This is a genomic window from Larkinella soli, assembly GCF_003703975.1.
Classification (GTDB): Bacteria; Bacteroidota; Bacteroidia; order Cytophagales; family Spirosomataceae; genus Larkinella; species Larkinella soli.
The window spans coordinates 45,881-62,131 of sequence record NZ_QTJY01000012.1; the positions used below are offsets into that span (position 1 = coordinate 45,881).

The window sequence follows — 16,251 nt, forward strand, 5'->3', positions numbered from 1 at the left end:
GAGGGACCACCCCCCGGCCCCCTCCTTGGTAAGGAGGGGGTGGCTTCGCAGGAACTGGGGAGTGGCAGCGCACTCCCCCTCCTTACCAAGGAGGGGGCCGGGGGGTGGTCCTCCTGCCGGCGGAATGACCGGCCAACGAAACGGCCGCTCCTGAGATTCCGGGAGCGGCCGTTCCACGAATTGAAAGTCCGGTTACATCACTTTGTCGAGGGTGATGGGCAGATCGCGGAGCCGCTTGCCGGTGGCATGGAACACCGCGTTGGCGATGGCCGCCGGCGTGCCGACGACACCAATCTCGCCCAGCCCTTTGACGCCCAGCGGATTGACTACCGTATCGTTTTCCTCGACGAAGATGACGTCGATCGGCGGCACGTCGAGGTTGACGGCCACGTGGTATTCGGCCAGGTCGTGGTTGATGAACCGCCCGAACTGATGATCCAGAACCGACTCCTCCTCCAGCGCCATGCCGATGCCCCAGACCACCCCGCCGAGTACCTGACTGCGGGCGGTTTTGGGATTGAGGATGCGTCCGCCGGCCACGGCCGTCACCACCCGGGTCACGTGCACCGTGCCGAGGTCCTCATCCACCTTCACCTCCACGAAAACCGCCGAATGCGTAAACCGGGCGTATTTCTTCTGGCGGAGCATATCCGGCAGCGTCGTCACTTCCTCCTCGATCCGGTCTACTCCGCTATGACGCAGCACATCCTGAATGGTCACACCGATGGTCGGGTAGTGTTTCAGATGAATCCGTCCGTCGGCGAAAACCACCCCATCCGCATCAGCTTTGGCGAGCGGGGAATCGGGCATTGATCCGGCGTATTCGAACAGCCGCTTCTGCACTTCCAGACAGGCGCTCTTGACCGCCGACCCGACGGTGGCCGCCGTCCAGGAACCGCCCTGCAGCGGGGCCTCCGGCATGCTGGAGTCGCCCAGTTCGAAGGTGACGTTCTCCAGCGGCAGGCCGAGCGTCTCGGCGGCAATCTGCGTCATGATGGTGTAGGTGCCGGTGCCGATGTCCTCGGTGGCGCTGCTGACGGTTAGTTTTCCGTCGGCGGTCAGCACGGCTTTCGCCATGGCCGGTTTCTGCTCGGCCTCCCAGATGCCGGTCGCCATGCCCCAGCCGATCAGCTCGTTGCCGTCGCGCATGGACCGCGGTTCGGGCCGGCGGTTCGACCAGCCGAAGCGTTCGGCGGCCTGCCGGTAACACGCCCGCAGTTCCTTGCTCGAATAGGGCAGGTCCTGCATCGGGTCGCGCTCGGTATAGTTGATCAGCCGGAATTCCAGCGGGTCGATGCCGGCGGCATACGCCAGTTCGTCGATGGCGACTTCGTAGGCCGCCATGGCCGTGGCTCCGCCGGGCGCCCGCATGTCGAGCGGGGTATAGGTATCCAGCTTCACCAGCTTGTAGGTCGGCTCTACGTTGTCGCACTGGTATACCGTTCCCGACCAGTTGACCACATTTTCGGTATAATCCTCAAATTGAGACGTTTCCTGAATAGCCTCATGCACCACGGCCTGGAGTTTGCCCTCGGCATCGGCGCCCAATTCAAACCGCTGGATGGTGGCCGGCCGGTGGCCGAAGGAGAACATCTGCTGGCGGGTCAGCGTCACCCGCACCGACCGCTTCAGCTGAAGTGCCGCCATGACGGCCAGAAACAGCTGATACTGCGGCCGCAGCCCCGACCCGAAGGCTCCTCCGATAAACGGCGCATGAACGGTGGCCTGGGCTTTGGAGAGGCCGAAGATGCGCGAAATGTATTTCTGGCTGTTGGGAACGCCCTGCGTCTTGTCATAGACCGTCAGCTTGCCCGAAGGCTCGTACACCACCGTCGACGCGTGCATTTCGAGCGGATTGTGGTGTTCGGCGGCATGGTCGTAGCGGCCTTCTATTTTGAAAATCGACTGTTCCATCCCCTGGGCGGCATTGCCGCGCGGCCTGGGCTTCTTCCAGCTGGGTTTGCCCTTCGAGGGCGCATAGGCCTGGCCCTGAATCGCCCGGAGGTCGGTGCCGTGCGGCTCCCGGACATACTGCACCTTCACGAGCGAAGCCGCATACCGGGCCAGCTCGAAGGTTTCGGCCACCACAAGCGCGATGGGCTGCTGGCTGAACTGGATCTCGTTGTCGTACAGGGGCCGGAAAGGCGACCCCGGCGGCTGGTCCTGATCCTGGTAGTTGCGGTCGAACCAGGGCAGCGAGGGACGGTTTTCGTGGGTGAACACCTCCAGCACACCGTTCAGCTTCAGGGCCTCGCTCGCGTCGATGCGGCTGATGCGGCCCCGGGCAATGTCGCTCGACACCACGACGCCGTAGGTCAGGCCGGGCACATTATGCTCCCCGGCGTATTTGGCTCCGCCGGTCACCTTGGCGTAGCCGTCCACGCGGTTGGTCGGCTTACCGATATAGTTAGTTGTCATGGGGATTGCTTATTTGGCGGCTTCGTTCAGGGCGCGGACCACCGCCCGACGGGCCAGTTCGATCTTGAAGGAATTGGAGCCGTAGCCCCGGGCGTCGGCCACGATGCGATCGGCGGCCCGCTTAAACGTTTCCCGGTTGGCCGGGTTGCCCACCAGCAGAGCTTCCGCTTCCAGGTTGCGCCAGGGTTTGTGGGCCACTCCGCCCAGCGCCAGCCGAGCCTCCCGGATCGTGTCACCCTCCATCTCCAGCCCGACGGCCACCGACACCAGCGCAAAGGCGTAGGACGCCCGGTCCCTGATTTTCAAATACTTAAAATGTTGCGAAAAGCCTCTCGGCGGCAGTTCGACGGCGGTGATGATCTCGTCCGGCTCCAGATTGGCGTCGATGTGGGGCGTGTCGCCGGGCAGGCGGTGAAAGTCCGCGAAGGGAATGGCCCGCTCACCGTAGCGGTTCGTGACCCGCACCACCGCTTCCAGCGCGGCCAGGGCCACGCACATATCCGACGGATGGGTGGCGATGCAGTGTTCGCTGGTACCCAGGATGGCGTGAATGCGGTTGTGACCGTTCAGCGCCGAGCAGCCCGAGCCGGGTTCGCGCTTGTTGCAGGGCGTGGCGGTATCGTAAAAATAATAACAGCGGGTCCGCTGGAGCAGGTTGCCGCCGTTGGTCGCCATGTTCCGCAGCTGGGGCGAGGCCCCGGCCAGGATCGCGTTGGCCAGCAGCGGATACCGTTCGGCCACCTGCGGGTGGTAGGCGGTTTCGGCGTTGGTCACCAGCGACCCGAGCCGCAGCCCGCCTTCTTCGGTCTCTTCGATCGCCGACAGGCCCAGACGCGTGATGTCGACCAGGTGGGTCGGGTGCATTACGTTGGCCTTCATCAGGTCGACGAGGTTCGTACCGCCGGCGATGAACTTGGCGCGGTCGTTGTCGGAGATTTCCCGCACGGCCTCGTCGAGGTCGCCGGCCCGGGAGTAGGTAAAGGGATTCATGCGCGGTCGGGCTGGTGGTTCTTGACGTCTTCGATGGCATCGACAATGTTCGGGTAGGCCCCGCAGCGGCAGATGTTGCCGCTCATCAGCTCCTGAATGTCTTCGCGGCTGTGGGCGTGGCCCTCCTTCAGCAGCCCCACCGCGGAGCAGATCTGGCCGGGGGTGCAGTAGCCGCACTGGAAGGCGTCGTGTTCGATGAAAGCCGCCTGCATCGGGTGCAGCCCGTCGGGCGTGGCGCTCCCCTCCTTCGTCAGCCCCTCGATGGTGGTGATCTCCCGGTCGTCGACCATGACGGCCAGCGCCAGACAGGCGTTGATTCGTTTGCCGTCGACCAGAACGGTGCAGGCTCCGCACTGGCCGTGGTCACAGCCTTTTTTGGTGCCGGTGAGGTCCAGATACTCGCGCAGGGCGTCGAGCAGGGTGGTCCAGGGCGCAATGCGCAGGCTCCGTTGTTCGCCGTTGACGGTCAGGGTGACGATCGAGGTGCGGGGAAGCTGGGCCGTTTTCGGGGCTTCGGTGATGGTTGCTGATTGGTTGCTCATAACGTTGATTGAATAGGATCAGGACAGGGCCTCCGCCACCGTCGCACGGGTTTTATTCGTCGTCCGGTCCACGGCCTGCCGAATGCGCCGACCGGCCTGATTGAGCCGGTACCGGTAGCGGGCCTTGTCGTACCAGGAGAGGCTGTCGTAGGCCCGCACCAGGGCGTAACCGACCAGCCCCACCGCCACCAGCCCCAGCCCGAGGGCCAGTTTCTTCTGCGTTTTTTTGGTGACGTAAATCGGCTTCTGCTCCCTCGGCTCCATGTTTTTCCGCATCATGCCGGTCAGGGCTTCCGTAGGCACGATGTTGCTCAGGGCCGCGAAAGACTTGTTTTTCAGGCCGCCGGGCACCACTTTGGTCCGGCCTTTCATCAGGGCTTCATAGCCGGCCCGGGCCACCTGGACCGGATCGTCGAGCTGTTCGGTCACGCGGGCGTTCTGCGCCCCGGCCTTGTTGAAGAAGTCGGTCGCGGTGGCGTTGGGCAGCAGGGCGGTGATCGTCACCGGGCTGTCTTTCAGTTCGTTGGCCAGGGCCTGGGTGAACTGGTAGACGTACGCTTTGGTACCGCTGTAAACCGCCATCAGGGGCGAGGGCACGAGCGAGGTCATGGAAGCCAGGTTCAGAATGCGGCCTTCCTTCCGGGCGACCATATCAAACAGAAACAGCTTGGTCAGTTCGGTAAGCGATACCATGTTCAGCCGGATCATGGCGCTCTCCTTCTCCCAGTCCGTCTCGGTCGCGAAGGCCCCGTAGTGGCCCACGCCGGCGTCGTTGACGAGGACATTGACGAAAACGCTCCGCTGCTGCACCTCCTGGTACAGTTCCCGGCCGGAGTTCTCCTGCGACAAATCCTTCGGAATGACCGTGACGTTCAGGTTGCCGTGGGATTCCCGGAGTTCCTGCGCCAGTTGCTGTAGTTTATCATCGCTCCGGGCCACCAGAATCAGGTCGTAGCCGTCCTGCGCAAACAAGCGGGCCAGTTCCAGCCCGATACCGCCGGACGCACCGGTAATCAAAGCGGTTTTGCCGTTTTGGGAAGTCATGAATGTGGAAAGTGAGTGGTCGTTCCGGTTTAACCCGGCAGCCCGGAACAGGTTTGAAATTCAACCGTCTATTTATTCTGTAGGATGATTATCCGGCAGATTCCCACCGAAACCGGTTCCGGGCCGTACCCTCATCGCCCATCGGGCCGCCCTGTCCTTTTGCCGGGCAGCCGGTTCCACCGGTATGGCGACTACGATCCCCCGCGAGAAAAGCTTCGACAGTTCCATCGCCCTGCTGCGCGACGGGTTCCGGTTCATTCAGCTCCGCTGCCGGAAACACGGCTCCAACCTCTTCCGGACCCGCATCATGCTCCAGAATACCATCTGCCTGACCGGAGAGGAAGCCGCCCGGCTATTCTACGACCCTACCCGGTTTGTTCGCCGGGGCGCCATTCCGAAGCCGGTGCAGAAGACGCTGCCCGGCGAGCGCAGCATCATGGCCCTCGACGACGGTCGCCACCGCTACCGTAAGGAACTGATGATGACGATGATGACCCGCGACCAGCATCCGAAACCTGAGGATCCGGCTCAGTCTTCGACAATCCGGTAGGTCGTCTGAACTTTCCCCCGCGTCGAATTGGAGTAGGCGCAGACGGTTTGGTGGCTTCCACCAGTTCTTCGGCCACCTCGCGATCCACGCCCGGCACCCGGATGAACAGGTCGGCCGCCGGGCCGAAACCGCCTTCGATCCGGAGCAGATGAACCCGGGTCGTTCCGCTGACCCGTTTGACGTCTACGGGAAGTTTGCGTTGCGAAGCGACAAAGGAAAGACTCTGCCCGAAACAGGCCGAAAAGCCCGCAGCAAACAACTGCTCCGGATTGGTAGCCCCGCCGTTGCCGCCAATCTCTTTGGGAAAAGCCGGATCGACACTGAGCAAAAAAGTCCCGCCGGTCGCACGTTCAGAACGCAGACCGGCGGGACTTCTTACGAGCTTTGGAATACGGTTATTTCTTCTGCTCGGACAGAAAGGTGATCAGCGAAGCGAATTCTTCGTAGGAGAGCGCGTTGGCGAGGCCCGGGGGCATCATCGACGTTTCCATTTCCTGCCGTTTGAGGATGTCGGACGCCTTCAGGGTATAGACCTGACCGGTAATATCCCGCAGGACGACGCGGCTGGCCGATTCCTCGGTCACGAAGCCCATGTAGCTCTTGCCGCCTTTGGCCGTGATCTGCACCGTGGCGAAACCCTGAGAAATCGACGCGTTCGGTTTCAGGATCGACTCGGCGATCTGCTCCCGGTTCATGATCGAACCGATCTGGCCCATGAACGGCCCCTTCATCGGCTCGTTCCGGCTGAGGCTGTGGCAGGCGATGCAGCCCTGGCGGGTGAACAGCTGACGGCCCAGCCCCGGGTCGCCCTTGATCTTCGCCATCGCCAGCATCACGTCCTCGATGGACGACTCGCCCACCTGCCCCTTGCGATTCCGGATTTTTTCCAAATCGACCTTCACCTCCTCCTTTGCCACCACCGGTTCCTCCATCCCGCCCAGTTCCGGGATTTCCAGCCGGAGCCGGCTGTTCAGGTCGGCGAAGAACGTCTTGTCGGCGGCCTTGCCGGCTTCTTCCAGCAACAGGGCTTTGACGGCGGGCGAACCCTCCCACTCGACGGCTTTGTAATACGGGCCGTGGGTGTCGGGACGAGTGCTCCACCACCACGAGGCATCGTAATCGGCCTCCTTTTTATACAGCCGCGCCAGTGTGGTCAGAATCTGTTTTTTCAGCATTTCGTCGCCGGTTTTCCGGTAGGCCGCGATCAGCCCCTGAACGGCTTTGGGGTCGTGCATATAACGAAGCGCCCAGAGGGCAATCGTCGAGTTTTGCGAACCGACGGCGGCCACCGAGGCATCGACGGCGTTCAGCGCCACCAGCGAGCGGACGGCAAGGTGGGCCGGGATGATGGCGGCATTCGGCGTTGCGTGCGGGCCTTCGGTTCCTTTGGCGGGAGCCACGAACGAGGCCGGCACCTTCACCTGGAGCAGCGCCGGGGCAGCTTCGGCCCGGCCCAGCCGGCCCAGCCCCACGATAGCCGCCACCCGAACCCGCTCGGAGGGGTCCTGGAGGGCCTTCAGGAACGGCTCGGACGGCACTTTTTCGACGAACGGTTTGCGGTCGGCGAGGGCGCGGAGGGCAAATTCGCGGAGGTCGTTGTCGGCGGTCAGCTTTACGAGGTTGGCGATGCCGTCGGCGCCGGCGGCCTGGGCGTAGGTAAACAGGCCGGCCACCCGGACGGAGAGCGGCAGCTTCTTATCGTCGACCAGCTTCCAGGCGGCTTCGGCCGTCCGTTTGGCGGGGCGCGTCAGCAGCTCCTGCTGGGCCGCCAGCCGACGGACCGCACTGCCCGATTTCAGCTCGGCCGCCAGTTCTTTTTCGGACGCCTTCTTCAGGTCGATAGCCGGTTTGTAGCTCCAGGTTTTCGGGACGGCCCGGACCACGAAGCCTTTGGCCGGGTTGCCGGAATAGCCGGCGCCGGCCCAGGCCGCGAGGTACATCCGGCCCGACGCGTCGATATCGACGTCGGTGATCTGCGCCAGACGGATAAACTCTTCTTCTTTCTGCGTAAAGCCGGGGCCGTCCGGCGTCACGCGGTGGATGTACAGCTGGTTTTTGCCCCAGTCGGCCATCATCGGCACCCGGTTGTATTGGGCGGGCCAGGAATCGTCGTCGAGAAACAGGGAGCCGGTTCCGGAGCCGCCCCCGACATCGACCAGCGCCGGGATGATCTCATCCGTAAAGTGTTTGAACAGAACCGGGTAGCCGTACTCGGCCGACTGAATCTGGTGGCTGAAGCGGATGTTCCAGCCGCCCCCGTCGTTGGTGTTGTCGCGGGTGAAGATGTTCATGTACGGGTCGATGGCGACGTCGTAGATGTTCCGCATCCCGTGGGAAAAGACTTCCATTTCGGTGCCGTCGGGCCGGACGCGCACGATGCCCCCGCCGAGCATGGTCAGCTTTTTGCCGGAGCGGTCGACGGCGTTATGGAAACCGAAGTCGCCCACGGCGATGTAAATCCAGCCGTCGATGCCCATCCGGATGCCGTTGGTGGCGTGGTCGGTGCCGCGGCTTTGCAGGAATTTGGGGTTGCTGATGCCTTCGATGAGCGCTTTGGCGGGGCCGTCGGCCTGTCCGTCGCGGTTTTTATCTTCAAACACCACCAGGTCCATGCCGGAGGCTTTGCCGGTTTCTTTCGAGAAGGTGGTGTGCAGCACGAATACCTGATCGCCGACCGGCAGGATGCCCCGCGGGTTGTCGACGGGGGCGAAGGTGGTGTGGCGGTCGACCTTGCCGTCGTGGTTGTCGTCGACGAGCCGGACGATGCTGCCCTTGCCGGGCGTTTTGCCGAGCGAGCCGATCATGTCCACGCCGACGAACACCTCGCCGGTCGGAGCCACGGCCAGACAGGCCGGGCTGGGCGTCAGGTCGGGGCCGGTGAAGTTGCTGACGGTCAATTCACCGGGCCAGCGCGAGGCATTGGGCAGGGTATCGGCCGCCGGGGCAACCGGATGCGTATTCAGCGTTTCATAACGGGCCGGCCGGAGCGTATTCCAGAGCAGAAGCAGCAGGGCCGGGAAGAGGGTAAGGGTAAACTTTGACATGAGATTCAGGAACACCGCGCGAACGGGTTTTCAGGAAACGAATTTTTCCGCTAATTTGGAAATCCTAAACCTTGAAAACAAGCCTGACCCTGAATGCTTCTGAAATTGAATCCGCTCCTGCGCAGGCTGCTTCCGTATGGTACCCTGACGGCCGTGCTGACGGGAAGCTGCCTGCTGACCGGCATGGAATTGTCCGACAAATTCCCCGAAACCGGCCTCGACTGGCCGAACTACGGCGGAAATAAGGCCGGAAACCGGTACTCGCCCCTGAAGCAGATCACCCTCGACAATGTGAAGAACCTCCAGGTGGCCTGGATGTACGATGCCTCCGAGAAACCCGACCCCGCCAACCCCGGCCGGCGCCGGGACCGTGCCATCCAGTGTCAGCCCATCGTCGTTAACGGCATTCTCTACGGCACCACCCCCGAGCTGAAGCTGTTCGCCCTGCACGCCGGCACCGGCCGGGAACTCTGGCGGTTTTCGCCCTCGCCCTCCGACCGGCTCAACTCCAACCGGGGCGTGGTGTACTGGGAAAACGGCGATGACAAACGTATCCTGTATACGGTCGGTTCGAGCCTCTACGCCGTCGACGCCCGCACCGGCCGCGGCATCCCGGCGTTCGGAACGAACGGCCGCGCCGACCTGCATGAAGGCCTCCAGACCGGCCTCGACCACGACGTCAGCAAGCTCTCGGTCAACGCCACCTCGCCGGGCATCGTCTATAGAAATACCTTCATCATCGGGTCGAGCGTGTCGGAGTCGGGCGATGCGGCTCCGGGCCATATCCGGGCCTTCGACGTCGTGACGGGGAAATTGAAGTGGGTCTTCCACACGATTCCGCAGCCCGGCGAACCGGGTTACGAGACCTGGCCGAAAGACGCCTACAAACGCATCGGGGGCGTCAATAACTGGAGCGGCATGGCCCTCGACGAGGGCCGGGGCGTAGTCTATTTCGGCACCGGCTCGCCGGCCTCCGACTTTTACGGCGGGGACCGGGCCGGGGCCAATCTGTTTGCCAACTGCATCCTGGCGCTGGAGGCCGAAACCGGAAAGATGAAGTGGTATTACCAGACCATCCACCACGACCTCTGGGACCGTGACCACCCCTGTCCGCCCAACCTTATCACGCTGACCCGCAACGGGAAGCGCGTCGACGCGGTCGTTCAGGCCACCAAAGACGGGCTGGTGTACGTGCTCGACCGCGACACCGGCACCTCGCTGTTTCCGGTGGAGGAACGTCCCGTACCGACCAATGGCCTGCCCGGCGAACATCCCTACCCGACCCAGAAATTCCCGCTGAAACCGCTGCCCTTCACCCGGCAGGTGTACACCGAAGCCGACCTGTCCGACCTGACACCGGAGACCCATGCCTACCTGAAGAAGCGGTTCGAAAAAATCCGGACCGACCACAAATTCACCCCGCCCGGCACGAAGGGAACGCTCCTGTTCGGCTATAGCGGGGGCGCCGAATGGGGCGGCAACGCCATCGACCCCGACGGGATTCTGTACCAGAACGCCAACGAGGAACCCTGGGAACTGGTCATGACCGAGTCAGGCGGCTCCCGAAAGGAGACGGCTGCCCTGACGCCGGGCCAGGCGCTCTATACGGCCAACTGCGCCCTGTGCCACGGGCAGGACCGCAAAGGCAGCGGCCCCGAACTGCCCGGGCTGGTGGACATCGGCAAACGGCGCTCGGCCGACGAAATCAAAGCCGTCCTGAAAACCGGCAGCGGCCGGATGCCGTCCTTCCAGCACCTGCCCGAAAAGGACTGCGACGCCCTCGTGGCCTTCCTGCTCGGGAAGGAAACCGCCAAAGCCGTCGCCCGCAGGCAGCCGGACGGCACCGCCGAAAAGAAAGGCTTTCCCTACGTGCCGGCCTACGTTGTGAAAGTCTGGGACCGCTTTGTGGACCAGAACGGCTACCCCGGCATCAAACCGCCCTGGGGCACCCTGAACGCCATCGACCTGAACACCGGCGAGTACCTCTGGAGAATCCCGCTGGGCGAATACCCCGAGCTGGCGAAGAAGGGCGTCCCGACCACCGGCACCGACAGCTACGGCGGGCCGCTGGTGACGGCGGGGGGCCTGTTGTTCATTGCCGCCACGAAGGACGAAAAAATCCGCGCCTTCGACCGGAAAACCGGCAAACAGGTCTGGGAATACCAGCTCCCGGCCGGCGGCTTCGCCACGCCGATCACCTACGAAGTGGACGGTAAACAGTACGTCGTGATCGCGGCCGGTGGCGGCCGGGGCCAGAAAATCGGTGGAAACTACGTCGCATTCGCTCTTAAATAATGGACCCTGAACCTTCATTCTCCCAACCCTTATGACCCCATTCGATCAATCGCCCGAGAGCGAACGCCGGGACGCCGGCCGCCGGAACGCCCTCAGGAAACTGGCTCTCGGAGCCTCCGCCGGTGTTCTGGGCCTGTTCGACAGCCCGAAAGTCCGGGCCGACCATCACGTTACCCCGGCCTACGCCAAAGGCATGGCGCCCATCACCATCAAGAGCGTGCGGGCCATCACGACGGCCCCCGGCGGTCCCAACCTCGTCATCGTCAAGGTCGAGACTTCCGAACCGGGCCTGTACGGGCTGGGCTGCGCCACCTTCACCCAGCGGGCGCACGTCGTCATTCCGGCCGTCAATATCTACCTGAACGAATTCTGCGTCGGCAAGGATGTCGACAACATCGAGGACATGTGGCAGTCGGCCTACGTCAGCTCCTACTGGCGGAACGGGCCGGTGCTGAATAACGCCCTGTCGGGCCTGGACCAGGCACTCTGGGACATCAAGGGCAAGCGGGCCAACATGCCGGTCTACCAGTTGCTGGGCGGCAAGGCCCGCATCGCCGTCGATACCTACACCCACGCCAGCGGCCCCACGCCCGAGGCCATCGCCGACAAGGTGCAGGAATTCATGAACATGGGCTTCCGGCATGTTCGGATCCAGCAGGGCGGCTACGGCGGGGTCGGGGCCATCGAGAAAAAACCCGACTTCCGCACCGCCGGGTTCGGGCGGGAGAGCGACGACTACATCGACCAGCGCACCTACCTCAAACGGGTTCCGAAGATGTTCGATATGGTCCGGAAACGGTGCGGAGAGGATGTCGAACTGCTGCACGACATCCACGAACTGATCGAGCCCATCGAGGCCATCAACATGATCAAAGGGCTGGAGGAATACCGCCCCTACTTCATCGAGGACCCCTTCTCGCCGGAGAACATGAACTGGTTCAAACAGCTGCGGCAGACCACCTCCGTACCGATCGCCATGGGCGAACTGTTCAACAACATCAACGAGTTCAAAGAGCCGATGGCGAACCACCTGTTCGACTTTATCCGGATTCACATCTCGCAGATCGGCGGCATCACCCCGGCCATGAAGGTGGCCCGGCTGGGCGAGTGGTTCAACGTCCGGACGGCCTGGCACGGCCCTGGCGACACCTCGCCGGTCGGGCATGCGGCCAACAACAGCATCGACATCGCCGTCTGGAACTTCGGCATTCAGGAGTCGCAGATGTTCAGCGATAAGGTGAAGGAGGTGTTTCCGGGCTGCCCGACCATCAAAAACGGCTACTACTACGTCAGCGAATCGCCCGGTCTGGGCATCGACATCAACGAGAAGGAGGCCGCCAAATACCCCATCGGCACCAAATCCCGCTGGACCGTCCGCAAGAGCGACGGCACCATCGTGAAGCCGTAAACCGGTTTCCGGCCGTTTCAGAAAGCACCGCCCGCCCCGGCGGTGCTTTTTTGGTCGTTACCGGATCGACACCAACCCTCTCCGGGTCCGGCGCCCCGATCGTGGCGGTAGACGATTACGTTTTCCGGCGGGCGACGGCTTCCATCAGGCCGCGCATGTAGCCCAGGGCGTAGAGCGTGCCGATGACGCTGTAGCCGGGATGCTGGTTGCTGTCGCCGTACATGGTCGGGACGTGGTCGGGGCGGATGGGGCCGCGGAAACCGACGTCGTAGTAGGCTTTCATGGACTGGTACATGTCGATGATGCCCTCGTCGTGGAAGGTTTCCTCGAAGTTGAACTTGCCGCCCCGCACGTTGCGGAAATGCACGAAGTGAATCTTTTTGCGTTTGCCGAAATACTCGATCAGCGACGGGATGTCCTGTCCCATCAGCGCGAAGTTGCCCTGGCACATCGTGATGCCGTTGCTCGGGCTGGGGTACATGTCCAGCAGCCGCTTGAACGAATCGACGGTGTTCATGATGCGGGCGATGCCCCGGAGGCTGTCCACCTGCGGGTCGTCGGGGTGCATGGCGAGTTTGATGCCGGCCTTCTCGGCCTCGGGCACCACGGCTTTCAGAAAGTATTCGAGGTTTTTCCAGAGCGTCTCCTTCGACACTTCGCCGTATTGGGTCGGCGGCAGGTTTTTGACGGCCTCGTAATCGAAGGCCGTCACGAGCGCCCCGCCCCGGCCGGGTTTGTCGTTCTGCGTCCGGTACCAGCCGATGACGGGCATCCAGTTGTAGCAGATCGTGTCGATGCCGACCTTCGAGAGGTTCTTCATGAAGGTGATGAAGTTGGCGATTTCCTCGTCGCGGCCCTCCAGCCCCAGCTTGGTTTTTTCGCCCAGGGCCGGTGGCCCCTCGATCACCCGCAGCTTCAGGCCCACCTTATCCCAGGCTTCCTTCACGGCCGCCACCGCCTGATATTCCCACGGTTTGACGTCCTTCAGGCCGGCAAAGGCCGGATTGATCCCGCCGACCGCCCCCAGCACGTCCATCTGTTTGGTCAGTTCGATCTTCTGCCTGTCCATCCCAAAGAAATACTCTTCGCACAGCTGCATACCGGCATCGCGAAGCAGTTCCCGGGGCCGGGCGGCCGCCGGATCGGGGAGCGTGCCCCGGCCGGCCGCCGTCAGCGCGGCCAGGGAGGCACTTTTTCGGATAAAATCTCTGCGGGAGTTTTTCATTTGGGGTTTGCCTTTGGGTTCAGTTATCCATATTTGCATGTATAAGATAAAGTCGATTGAATTTTGGCGAAGGGAATAGTATCTTTGTTAAAAAAGCGGAAGTCATGGTTATTACCCGGCAGGATCAGAATATCATCATCCAGACGAACGGTTCTATCAATATGGAAGCGGTTCAGAAGGTGATCGACTATATCAATATCCTTGAAATTACCGCTCAAAATAGGGGAACGGAAGAACAGGCCGCCGAATTGGCCCATCAGATCGACAAAAAATGGTGGTCTGAAAATAAGCACCATTTTGTCCCATGATCATCGTCGTCGATACGAATATCCTTTTAAGTGCTTGTATATCACCCAATAACAGAATATCTGAAATCCTTTTTAGTCCTTTACCCCATATTGAGCGTATCAGTTGCTATTACGCCATCGCTGAGCTTTTCAAACACCAGCCTAAAATTGTCGAGCTTTCCAAACAGCCGGCCGAAACGGTCAGCATGATTCTGTATTCCATTTTAAAACAGGTGGAGTTTCTGAATGAAAAGATCATTGAGAAAGAACACTGGCTGGAAGCCGATCGCCTGACTTCGGGAGTCGATGCCAAGGATATCAATTTCGTTGCTTTGACGCTGCAAAAATCCGGCTGGCTCTGGACCGGTGATAAAAACTGATTAATCATTTGAAAGCGATGGGCTTTGACCGGGTTTTAAATACCGGCGAGTTATACGACCAACTTCACATCGGCTAACCTCCCATTAACGTTTAAATTTCCTTCACTGCAAGTGTTCGAGCCCCTCGACCGCCGATTTAATCCGTATTGAATATCGAATACTGAACAGCGAATAATGAAGGAAGGGAAGCGGTCAATGCGCTGATTTTGCCTTCTGCCGCGACCGGTCCACGCACCCCGTCAGGGCGCGGTAGCCGTGGTAGGCGGCTTTCCAGATGTGGCCCTTGTTGCCGGTTTTTCGTTCGGGGTCTTTGTCAAGTCCTTCCTCATACCACTCACCGTGTTCGTGGTCGATGAGGTAGGTCTGGCAGTAATTCCAGAGCAGCTTATACTGGTCGAAATACCGCATCGGGTCGTTCGGAAAACGGTCGGCCATCAGCAGCAGGGTGTTCAGCCCCTCGGCCTGCGACCACCAGTTTTTGCTCTGGTCGATGATCGTCACACCGGGTTTGTCCCGGAAATAATACCCCTGATCGTAAAAGCCGCCCACCTGTTTGTCGAAGCCGTTCGCCAGCGCCTGATCGACCATCCGTTTGCTCACTTCGAGGGTCCGGGTGTCGTTTTTCAGCCCCAGCACGTGCGAGGCTTCCAGCATCAGGTAGGCGGTTTCGACGTCGTGGCCGAACGACAGGTGATCGATGTAGCGGTGTTTCAGGATGACGGCCTCCGACGAGTCGCGGTAGGAAACGGGCGTCCAGTCGGGCTGGAGAAACAGCACCAGATTGCCTTTGGGGGTGGTAATGACGTCGCGCACCAGCTTCAGCATCTCATCGAGCCGTTCGCGCACGAGCGGGTCGGGCCAGACGGCGTAGAGTTCAGTGAGAGCCTCCAGAAGGTGGATGGAACTGTTCTGATCTTTGTACCCGACGTTGGAGGTCGAGGACACCGACGCATCCCGGCGGATGGGCGTGCCGTCCCGGCGCAGGTGCTGGAAATACCCTTTTTTGACCGGGTCGTGGCTGTGCCGTTCGAGCCAGAGGAAGGACTTCTTCGCCAGGTTGAGCGCGGCCGTGTCCTTCGACTGGTGGTAGTAGGCGCTCAGGGCGTACAGGCCGAAGGCGTTGCCGTAGGCCTCCTTGCTGCCGTCGCCCTTCACCTTGCCCTGGCGGTCGACGAGCGTGTAGAAACCGCCGTACTGCTTATCCCACATCACGTCGCGCAGAAACCGGAAGCCGTGCCGGGCGTTATCGCGGTAGTGGGCCACGGACGGATAGCGTTCGGCGGCTTTGGCGGTGGTCCAGGTATGGCGGGCCTGGGTCACGATCATCTTGTCCTGCGCGCCGGTGGGTTTGAAGTCGTAGGTGAAGGTACTCAGAAAACCGCCGTATTCCCGGTCGACGGCCTGCGGATACCATTTATTGAGCATTTCGGTCCGGATGGACTTCTCCATTTCGTCCGCGATCCGCGCCCGCTCGGGCGCCGGGGTCTGCGCCCGGACGCCTACGGGGCCGCCCGGTACCGCCAGGGCCAGCCCGAGGTAAAGTACACCGATTTTCATAAGGCAAAGGTTGAGGAATACCCATCAAAGGTAGCGGAGCGCCGGGCCTACTCAGTAGTACGGGTTTATCATTTTTTTGCACGGAACGGCCTGGGAGCGGGGTTAGGTCAGGCAAAGTATGTAGTATTGAAGCCCATGCTCTACTACACTCAGCTTATTTTCGTCAAGGCCGGACAGGAGGCCGCTTTTCATGCGTTTGAAGATCAAGTGCTTCCGCTGCTGGAACGCCATCAGGGCGAGCTGATTCTCCGGCTTCGGTCGCCGGCCTCCTCGGTGCTGGCGACCACTGTGGGGCATCCTTACGAAGTTCACCTGGTGAGCTTTCCGGACCGGGAGCAGTTTGAAGCCTACCGCGACGATCCGGAGCGGCTTCAGTACATGGCCCTGAAAGACGAATCGGTCGGACGGGTCCTGCTCATTGAAGGAACCGCCCTGTAATCGGCCGCGGAAGACCGACGGCCGTTGGGTTTTTACCGTTTCGCGTCGTACCTTCGGGCCGAATTCCTGTTGT

14 protein-coding genes are annotated in these 16,251 nt (G+C 61.7%); 6 read left to right on the plus strand and 8 right to left on the minus strand.

From position 1 onward, the window contains the following. Positions 1–192: 192 nt before the first annotated feature. Genes DX909_RS19860 through DX909_RS19875 form a run of 4 tightly spaced genes read right to left on the minus strand, consistent with a single transcriptional unit; the run spans position 193 to position 4,994 of the window. Entirely contained in the window at positions 193–2,418 is a 2,226-nt protein-coding gene (locus DX909_RS19860) for a xanthine dehydrogenase family protein molybdopterin-binding subunit (RefSeq protein ID WP_128546963.1), read from the minus strand. 9 nt (positions 2,419–2,427) lie between these two features. Further along, on the minus strand, positions 2,428–3,408 hold the full coding sequence (locus tag DX909_RS19865; protein WP_128546964.1) for an FAD binding domain-containing protein: 981 nt from the start codon (positions 3,406–3,408) through the stop codon (positions 2,428–2,430). After that, entirely contained in the window at positions 3,405–3,950 is a 546-nt protein-coding gene (locus tag DX909_RS19870) for a (2Fe-2S)-binding protein (RefSeq protein ID WP_128546965.1), read from the minus strand. Before DX909_RS19870 ends, DX909_RS19865 begins: the two co-directional genes overlap by 4 nt. A gap of 18 nt (positions 3,951–3,968) precedes the next feature. Further along, positions 3,969–4,994 (minus strand): SDR family NAD(P)-dependent oxidoreductase, encoded by a 1,026-nt coding sequence (locus DX909_RS19875; RefSeq protein WP_128546966.1) that lies wholly within the window; start codon positions 4,992–4,994, stop codon positions 3,969–3,971. 184 nt (positions 4,995–5,178) lie between these two features. On the opposite strand from DX909_RS19875, the gene DX909_RS19880 reads away from it, so the two are divergent. Then, the gene (locus tag DX909_RS19880; protein ID WP_128546967.1) at positions 5,179–5,544 is read left to right on the plus strand and encodes a cytochrome P450 family protein; all 366 of its coding nucleotides are present in this window, start codon (positions 5,179–5,181) and stop codon (positions 5,542–5,544) included. On the opposite strand, the gene DX909_RS19885 is transcribed toward DX909_RS19880, so the two are convergent. Together DX909_RS19885 and DX909_RS19890 are read right to left on the minus strand one after the other, a co-directional pair. After that, a complete protein-coding gene (locus tag DX909_RS19885; RefSeq protein WP_206513023.1) occupies positions 5,429–5,872 on the minus strand; it encodes an OsmC family protein in 444 nt (147 codons plus the stop codon). The genes DX909_RS19880 and DX909_RS19885 overlap by 116 nt on opposite strands. A 67-nt stretch (positions 5,873–5,939) precedes the next feature. Next, positions 5,940–8,588, minus strand: coding sequence for a DUF7133 domain-containing protein (locus tag DX909_RS19890; protein WP_128546968.1), 2,649 nt, complete (start codon positions 8,586–8,588; stop codon positions 5,940–5,942). A 93-nt stretch (positions 8,589–8,681) separates the two neighbouring features. Between DX909_RS19890 and DX909_RS19895 the strand changes: the two genes are divergently transcribed. Together DX909_RS19895 and DX909_RS19900 are read left to right on the plus strand one after the other, a co-directional pair. Beyond that, positions 8,682–10,883, plus strand: a complete 2,202-nt coding sequence (locus DX909_RS19895) for an outer membrane protein assembly factor BamB family protein (RefSeq protein WP_128546969.1) — start codon at positions 8,682–8,684, stop codon at positions 10,881–10,883. A gap of 31 nt (positions 10,884–10,914) precedes the next feature. After that, positions 10,915–12,291, plus strand: a complete 1,377-nt coding sequence (locus DX909_RS19900) for an enolase C-terminal domain-like protein (RefSeq protein WP_128546970.1) — start codon at positions 10,915–10,917, stop codon at positions 12,289–12,291. 115 nt (positions 12,292–12,406) lie between these two features. Here DX909_RS19900 and DX909_RS19905 read toward each other — a convergent pair whose 3' ends face one another. Then, a complete protein-coding gene (locus DX909_RS19905) occupies positions 12,407–13,516 on the minus strand; it encodes a mannonate dehydratase (RefSeq protein WP_128546971.1) in 1,110 nt (369 codons plus the stop codon). A 56-nt stretch (positions 13,517–13,572) separates the two neighbouring features. Here DX909_RS19905 and DX909_RS19910 point away from each other — a divergent pair, with 56 nt between their 5' ends. Then, the gene (locus tag DX909_RS19910; protein ID WP_128546972.1) at positions 13,573–13,824 is read left to right on the plus strand and encodes a hypothetical protein; all 252 of its coding nucleotides are present in this window, start codon (positions 13,573–13,575) and stop codon (positions 13,822–13,824) included. Next, positions 13,821–14,183, plus strand: coding sequence for a PIN domain-containing protein (locus DX909_RS19915; RefSeq protein ID WP_229311116.1), 363 nt, complete (start codon positions 13,821–13,823; stop codon positions 14,181–14,183). The genes DX909_RS19910 and DX909_RS19915 overlap by 4 nt, the downstream gene beginning before the upstream one ends. A gap of 192 nt (positions 14,184–14,375) precedes the next feature. Here DX909_RS19915 and DX909_RS19920 read toward each other — a convergent pair whose 3' ends face one another. Then, positions 14,376–15,740 carry an AGE family epimerase/isomerase gene (locus DX909_RS19920; RefSeq protein ID WP_128546973.1) on the minus strand — a complete coding sequence of 455 codons (1,365 nt, stop codon included), beginning with the start codon at positions 15,738–15,740 and terminating at the stop codon, positions 14,376–14,378. A gap of 135 nt (positions 15,741–15,875) precedes the next feature. Here DX909_RS19920 and DX909_RS19925 point away from each other — a divergent pair, with 135 nt between their 5' ends. After that, on the plus strand, positions 15,876–16,178 hold the full coding sequence (locus tag DX909_RS19925) for a DUF1330 domain-containing protein (protein ID WP_128546974.1): 303 nt from the start codon (positions 15,876–15,878) through the stop codon (positions 16,176–16,178). The last annotated feature ends 73 nt before the right edge of the window (positions 16,179–16,251 follow it).

Coding starts and splice junctions, on each gene's coding strand:
- DX909_RS19895 (WP_128546969.1), top strand. CDS start 8,682: ATGCTTCTGAAATTGAATCCGCTCCTGCGCAGGCTGCTTCCGTATGGT.
- DX909_RS19925 (WP_128546974.1), top strand. CDS start 15,876: ATGCTCTACTACACTCAGCTTATTTTCGTCAAGGCCGGACAGGAGGCC.
- DX909_RS19890 (WP_128546968.1), bottom strand. CDS start 8,588: ATGTCAAAGTTTACCCTTACCCTCTTCCCGGCCCTGCTGCTTCTGCTC.
- DX909_RS19915 (WP_229311116.1), top strand. CDS start 13,821: ATGATCATCGTCGTCGATACGAATATCCTTTTAAGTGCTTGTATATCA.
- DX909_RS19870 (WP_128546965.1), bottom strand. CDS start 3,950: ATGAGCAACCAATCAGCAACCATCACCGAAGCCCCGAAAACGGCCCAG.
- DX909_RS19865 (WP_128546964.1), bottom strand. CDS start 3,408: ATGAATCCCTTTACCTACTCCCGGGCCGGCGACCTCGACGAGGCCGTG.
- DX909_RS19880 (WP_128546967.1), top strand. CDS start 5,179: ATGGCGACTACGATCCCCCGCGAGAAAAGCTTCGACAGTTCCATCGCC.
- DX909_RS19920 (WP_128546973.1), bottom strand. CDS start 15,740: ATGAAAATCGGTGTACTTTACCTCGGGCTGGCCCTGGCGGTACCGGGC.
- DX909_RS19860 (WP_128546963.1), bottom strand. CDS start 2,418: ATGACAACTAACTATATCGGTAAGCCGACCAACCGCGTGGACGGCTAC.
- DX909_RS19900 (WP_128546970.1), top strand. CDS start 10,915: ATGACCCCATTCGATCAATCGCCCGAGAGCGAACGCCGGGACGCCGGC.
- DX909_RS19875 (WP_128546966.1), bottom strand. CDS start 4,994: ATGACTTCCCAAAACGGCAAAACCGCTTTGATTACCGGTGCGTCCGGC.
- DX909_RS19905 (WP_128546971.1), bottom strand. CDS start 13,516: ATGAAAAACTCCCGCAGAGATTTTATCCGAAAAAGTGCCTCCCTGGCC.